The following is a 6,918-nucleotide window of genomic DNA, read 5'->3' on the forward strand; positions in this document are numbered from 1 at the left end:
AGATGATGATCATAAAGAATCAAGTACTCCTGTTGAGTGTAGTCGTGCTCTTTTCGGCCTGTGCGGGAAAGAATGCCGAACAACCGGTAACTGCCGAAGTCGAACCTGTGGAGCCGGAATATCCGATAACTGTTCCGTTCGAGGCGGGAGTCGGTGTCGAGCGGGAAATTAAGTTGAGCGATATTGCCGATTCCGTACAGTATGTCCCGTTGGAAACGAATGATAAGTGCCTGATTGATTTTATAAATTCAGGGAAGGTGGTGAAGACCGGTAAATATTGGTTTGTCTCCAGTAATACGAGGTTGTATCAATATACGACGGATGGGAAGTTTGTCAGGAACATCGGTTCGAGGGGCGGTGGTCCCGGGCAGTTCAACTATTTCCAGCAGATAGATGTGAACGAGGACACGGGATTGGTCTTCATGCTGACGACTTCCGGGAAGATCAATGTCTATGAGATGGAGACCGGGAAATTCCTTTATGACATAAAGACGCCGGATAAGGAAACGGCGCAATTTGCCATGTTGAATGATACCTTGGTGGCGACCTTCATGTTGAATAGCAGCGGGCAGCAAAAAGAACGTATCTATATCTCCAGTCAAAAAGAGAATATATTGAATACCTTTTATCGTTCGGACCTGTTTGAAGTCAAAAGCGGAACTCGGTGGCTGATGATGAGTGGCATAGACAGATATATGTTCCGCTATAAAGATTTGATTTGCTACAAAGAGTTCTACAATGATACTTTGTTCGTTGTGACGGAAAAGGAGCTCCAACCCCGTTATATCTTCGACTTAGGCAAATATTCCATCCCCATTGACTGCCGCATGGAAGCCTGCGACGGTGACTGGAAGACCTACAACACGATTGCTGCTCCATATATCCGCAACCAAGTGATAGAAACCGATTCATTGCTGTTTATGCCCTATAATTACTGGGCGGGAGAAAAACAGCGGGAGCGTCATATGGTGCTGTATGACAAGAGAACGAAGGAATGTTATTCCATCCCCGGCGGTTATATCAAGAACGACTTTCCCGGTGCGTTGCCTTTGCGTCCGGCGACTTCTTTGGACCGGAACACTCTGGTCTCTGTCTGGGAGGTCGGTGATCTTATGAAAGAAGCAGAAAAGAATCCGGCTGTCCTGGATCATCCCCAATTGAAAAATTTGACTGAAGATGATAATCCGGTACTGATGGTCGTTTATATGAAATAAGCTATGATGCGTTTTATTGGATTAGTACTATTGATCGGGTTGATTGCCGGTTGCTCGCTCAAGCAGCCGGTCCCGGTCCGTATCGGGTATGTGGAAACGGATGTTCCGTCAAGTAACCAATGTGTGGAAATAACCGGTGCTTTCCAAGGCCGGCCGTATCAGCTACGGATGGCATATTCCCAAAACGGGAAGGTGAGTTATAAAGAGTTGAACGAGACGCCTTGCATTATGCAAGATACGGTTTTGCGCCTACAGGTGGCAGTCGAGCCTGTTCACAAACATACGGCACGTTTTACCTTGAATGTCGATTCCTTACAAATAGTCGAGGAGGTTGAACTGGAAGATATCCTGCACTGTATCTTATTGGAGACCTATCCCGACCGCCCTTTTTCTACTTTAGATACGATCCCGCTTACGTCTTATACCAGTGGTGCTTTGCGTGAAATACTGGTAGACAGGAAATTACTACAGGGCGGCAGCTATTGCGATGTACGGAATGCCAAACTGCCGCCGCAAGAATGGCATAAGACTTTTGATATGAAAGAATATATCTGGTTCGAGTTGTTGTTTACCGGAAAGTAGGCGGCATGACGTGAATTTTTAATCCTTTTATTGCGTGAGGCGATAACAAAATATATCTTTGCCATTGGAAACAAATAAGATATCCGTTATGAAGTAGTAACGATTACTAACAGCCTGCTCGTGGAAGAAGATATCCGTAAGTAACAACTAAATAAAGGGATCGTGATGGTGAAGAAATACCTCTCTCTTTTGCTTATATGCTTGCTTGCCTGGCCTGCGATGGCGGGGGAACGCAAGAAAGTCGCTGTCGTGTTGGGCGGTGGAGGCGCAAAAGGTGTGGCGCATATCGGGGTATTGAAAGTGTTGGAGGATGCCGGCATACCGATCGATATCGTGACCGGGACCAGTATGGGAGCGATCGTCGGAGGTTTGTATGCCATCGGTTACAGCCCGGACGAGATCAAGGAAATGGTAGAGTCGCAGGACTGGGAGATGTTGCTGAGCGACAAAGTGAAACGCAGCCATTTGCTTTTCCCTGAAAAAGAGAAGGCGGAACGTTATATCGTCTCCCTGCCTTTTGGGCTGGAGAAGAAAGACCGGGTGATCGACGGGGTTGTGAAAGGGCAGAACCTGCAAAACCTCTTTTCGGACCTGACGATCGGCTATCATGATTCGGTCGATTTCGATTCGTTCCGGATTCCCTTTGCCTGCGTGGCGGTCGATATGGTCAGTGGCAAAGATTATGTATTCCACGAAGGCAGCCTTCCGCTTGCCATGCGTGCCAGTATGGCGATTCCGGCAGTGTTTACACCTGTCCGGCTGGACAGCATGGTGCTTGTCGACGGCGGGTTGAACAATAACTATCCGGTGGATGTCGCACTTGCTATGGGTGCGGATATCATTATCGGCGTGGATCTGGCAACGAGCGATCTGCGTACCTACGACCGCCTGCATTCTCCCGGTGATATCGCGACGCAGATCATCGCTTTGCACGGCTATGACAAATATGCGCGGAACCGTGACCGGACCGACCTGCTGTTCCGCCCGGATATGGAACCCTACCGTTCCGCCAGTTTTGCTCCCGCCGCTCTCGACACGATGCTGCACAGGGGAGAAGCCGATGCCCGCCGCCGTTGGGATGAAATCATGGCTTTGAAGCGTAAGATCGGCCTTTCGGATACCGATACCTTTTCCATACAGGCACGGCGCCTGGCGCATCGTCCCGTTTTACCTGCCGATACTTTCTATGTCCGCCATATCCGTTTCGATGGAGCCGATCCGCGCGACCTCAACTGGTTGCATCGTATCTGTGCACTGAAGGAGAACAGCCATATCACGTTGAAGGAACTGCGCAAATCCATGTCTATCCTGGTCGGGACAAATGCTTATGCCTATGTGAACTACAAACTGACCGGCGAGAACCAGCAGGACCTGGTCCTGACCTTGCAGCCTAAATCGGAAAGCTCTGTGAACTTAGGCATACGTTTCGATTCGGAGGAAATCATCGGGGTGTTGGTGAATGCCACCTATCATAAGGGGAAACGGAATCATTCCCGGTTTGCTTTTACCGGGCGTGTGGGAAGCAAGATATCCTCTGCGATGCTGGATTATTCGATCGAACGTTCTCCGCTGCGCAATTTCAATTTGTCGTATAAGTTCAGCTATAACGACTTGGATATTTATGAGAAGGGGGATAAGCGGTTCAACACTACCTATACGCACCATCTCGCCGAATTCGCTTATTCGGATATGAACTGGTTGAGCTTCAAGGTGAAAGCCGGACTGCGTTATGAGTATTTCAATTATAATTCCTTCCTCTACGCGGGGAGCGATGAGCTGTACACTGTCAAACCGGAAGGGTTTTTCAGCTATTTCGCGTCGGCACATCTTGAAACATTGGACCGGCGGTATTTCCCGAACAAAGGGGTTTCTTTGGAAGCGGACTATTCACTCTATACGGATAACTTTGTGAAATATAACGGCAGTTCTCCTTTCTCGGCTGTCGGTCTGAAGTTTATGACGGTTTGTCCCATCAGTTCACGTTTGAGTTTGCTGCCTGCGCTTTACGGGCGTGTCCTGATCGGAGGGAATACGGCTTATCCGTTCCTGAATGTGATCGGGGGAGAGACGTTCGGACGCTATTTGACCCAGCAATTGCCTTTTGCAGGGATCAATCATGTGGAAATTCTGGATAATTCGGTCGTGGCGGCCCGTCTCCAGCTCCGCCAACGCATTGCGGGGAACAATTATATCACGCTGACCGGCAATTATGGCATCCATAACGACGACTTTTTCCATCTGCTGGAGGGGAGAAGCCTTTGGGGCGGTAGCCTGGGATATGCTTATAACAGCATGGCTGGCCCTTTGAGTGCAACGTTCGGCATGTCTAACCGTAATTCGCATTTGCAGTTTTATCTGAATTTGGGATTTATGTTTTAATATAATATATCAAGGTATGAATGCAGAAATTATACAATTCCTGACGGAACTGCGTCAGAACAATAACCGGGAATGGTTCCAAGCAAATAAAAGCCGTTACGATTCTCTTCGAAAAGGCTTTATCGACGAAGTACAACAATTGATTGATCGGATTGCCCTGTTCGATCCGGAAATAGCCGGATTGGAGGCGAAGGATTGCCTGTTCCGCATTTACCGGGATATCCGCTTTTCACCGGACAAGACTCCATATAAAATTCATTTTGCCGCCTATATGGCTTCTTGTGGCGGACGGGGCAGCGAGCGGGCCGGCTACTATATCCATCTGGAACCGGGCGGTTGCCTGCTTTCGGGGGGCGTTTGGTGTCCGCCGCCGGCCTTGTTGAAAGCGCTCCGTAAAGATATCTATGAAAATATAGAAGATCTTGTCGCCATCATGGAAAAGCCGGCTTTCAAGAAGACATATCCGACGTTGGAGGGCGAAGTCCTGAAGCGTATGCCTGCCGGCTATCCTTCCGATTTCAAATATGACGAGATTCTCCGCCATAAGGATTTCAGTGTCGTCTCCTATAAACCGGATGAATTCTTTTTCGCACCCGACTGGATGGATAAGGCCATTGAAGATTTCAAGCTTTTGTATCCGTTTAACCAATTCCTGAATTATACGGTGGATGAGTATTTAGGAAGAGTCTGATTTCAATATATATTTTCCGTGTTTCATAAATATTTTATCGAAAAACAATAAAAATATTTGGTGGAGTCAAAAATAATATATTCTTTTGCATATCGAAAAACGATAAATATTATTTGAAAAACAAACAACAAATACATAAAAACATTATGAAACAGTTCTTCAAAACAGTATTTGCATCCACACTGGGCGTGCTGGTTGCTTTGGGAATCGTAACAATGGGTTCCATCTTTTTCATCATAGGAGTAGCTGCCAGTGCTGACGGTTCTTCCGAGTATAAACCGGATAAGAATACGGTGTTTAAACTTTCTTTAAATGGTGTCTTGGTCGATCAGGCAGTGAAGAATCCTTTTTCAGAGCTCATGGGAGAAAGTGGCAACCAAATGGCTGTGTCGGATGTGATCAAAGCGATCCGCCGTGCAAAGGCAAACGATAACATTAAAGGTATTTATCTGGAAGCCGGCTCCCTCTCTACGGGCTTTGCCGGGATTGAAGCGATCCGTCGCGAGCTGGTGGACTTTAAGGATAGCGGTAAGTTTATCGTGTCTTATGGCGATTTTTATACGCAAGGTTCTTATTACCTGTGTAGCGTGGCCGACTCTGTTTTTCTGAATCCGCAGGGTAGTGTCTCATTGGTGGGACTTGCATCACAGGGCATGTTCTTTACCGGATTGGCTGAAAAGTTAGGCGTGGAACATTATATCTTCAAGGTAGGAACTTATAAGAGTGCCGTAGAACCGTTTTTCCTGAAAAAGTTTAGTGATGCCAACCGTGAACAGCTGACTTCTTTCTTAGGCAGCGTATGGGGAAACCTGACAACCGCTATCGAGAAAAGCCGTAATATCTCTTCCGACGAATTGAACCGTTACCTGAACGAAGGTCTTGCAATGGGCCAGGCTTCCAATGCCGTTGATTATAAATTGGCGGATGGGCTCCGCTATCGTTATGAGGTGGAAAACTGTGTGAAAGAAATGGCCGGACAGGATGTGAAAGGCAAACTGAAAACGGCTGGTGTCGATAAAGTCGCCTCCATCAAAGTAAAAGAAAAAGACAGTAAGAATAAGATCGCAGTCCTGTATGCGGAAGGTGAAATCAGAGACGAAGATTCTTCTTCTCCTTTCAGTGCCGATGAACAGGTGATTTCGGAAGAAATGGCAAAGAAGTTGCGTAAGCTGAAAGACGATGACGATGTAAAAGCCGTAGTCTTCCGTGTGAACTCTCCGGGTGGTAGTGCCTATATTTCCGAACAGATCTGGAAAGAAGTCGAAGAACTGAAAGCCAAGAAGCCGATTGTCGTTTCAATGGGTAACTATGCCGCTTCCGGTGGCTATTATATCTCTTGTGCCGCAAACAAGATTGTCGCAGAGCGTACGACACTGACCGGCTCGATCGGTGTATTCGGTGTAGTCCGCAATTTCACCGGAACATTTGACAAAGTAGGTGTAACTACGGATATCGTAAAGACAAATACATTCGCTGACCTGGGAGACATCAGCCGTCCGATGCGTGAAGATGAAAAGGCGCTGATCCAGCGTGGCGTGGAACAGACTTACGATTTGTTCCTGACCCGTTGCGCAGATGGCCGCGGCATGACAAAGGCGGAGATCGACTCGATCGGACAAGGACGTGTCTGGACAGGCGAACAGGCGTTGGAGAGAGGCCTGGTCGACCAGTTGGGCGGTATGGATGATGCAATCAAGGAGGCTGCGGTTTTGGCGGAACTGACTGACTATTCAGTAACGGTTGCCGACGGTCCGAAAGATTTCTTTACCAAATTCATGGAGAAGCAGATGGATGAAGCAAAAATCTCCATCGCCAAATCTGTAATGGGTGAAGAACAATTCAAACTGTTCTCGACTATCCGTCGGGCTGAAACGGAATCCGGTATTATTGCCCGCATGCCGTTTGATATAAAAGGTTTATAATAAACATGAGGGTGTGTCAAAAAGAAAATCCTGCTTACAATAGACACAATTTAGACACAATTTAGGCACGGATTACGCGGATTACACGGAAAGATAATAAATTTATCCGTGTAAATCCGTGAAATCCGTG

At 47.3% G+C, this 6,918-nt stretch carries 5 protein-coding genes; all 5 read left to right on the top strand.

Going from position 1 to position 6,918, the window contains the following annotated elements; genetic code table 11:
• Positions 1–2 precede the first annotated feature (2 nt).
• The 5 genes from RDN79_RS11775 (at position 3) to sppA (ending at position 6,788) form a co-directional block, all read left to right on the top strand.
• On the top strand, positions 3–1,214 hold the full coding sequence (locus RDN79_RS11775; protein WP_374044513.1) for a 6-bladed beta-propeller: 1,212 nt from the start codon (positions 3–5) through the stop codon (positions 1,212–1,214).
• Positions 1,215–1,217: 3 nt separating this feature from the next.
• A complete protein-coding gene (locus RDN79_RS11780) occupies positions 1,218–1,796 on the top strand; it encodes a hypothetical protein (protein ID WP_298548540.1) in 579 nt (192 codons plus the stop codon).
• A gap of 165 nt (positions 1,797–1,961) precedes the next feature.
• A complete protein-coding gene (locus RDN79_RS11785) occupies positions 1,962–4,175 on the top strand; it encodes a patatin-like phospholipase family protein (protein ID WP_298548537.1) in 2,214 nt (737 codons plus the stop codon).
• Positions 4,176–4,191: 16 nt separating this feature from the next.
• Positions 4,192–4,866 (top strand): DUF2461 domain-containing protein, encoded by a 675-nt coding sequence (locus RDN79_RS11790; protein WP_298548535.1) that lies wholly within the window; start codon positions 4,192–4,194, stop codon positions 4,864–4,866.
• A 146-nt stretch (positions 4,867–5,012) separates the two neighbouring features.
• Positions 5,013–6,788 (top strand): signal peptide peptidase SppA, encoded by a 1,776-nt coding sequence (sppA, locus tag RDN79_RS11795; RefSeq protein WP_298548532.1) that lies wholly within the window; start codon positions 5,013–5,015, stop codon positions 6,786–6,788.
• The last annotated feature ends 130 nt before the right edge of the window (positions 6,789–6,918 follow it).

It is taken from the genome of uncultured Parabacteroides sp. (genome assembly GCF_902493135.1).
Classification (GTDB): Bacteria; Bacteroidota; Bacteroidia; order Bacteroidales; family Tannerellaceae; genus Parabacteroides.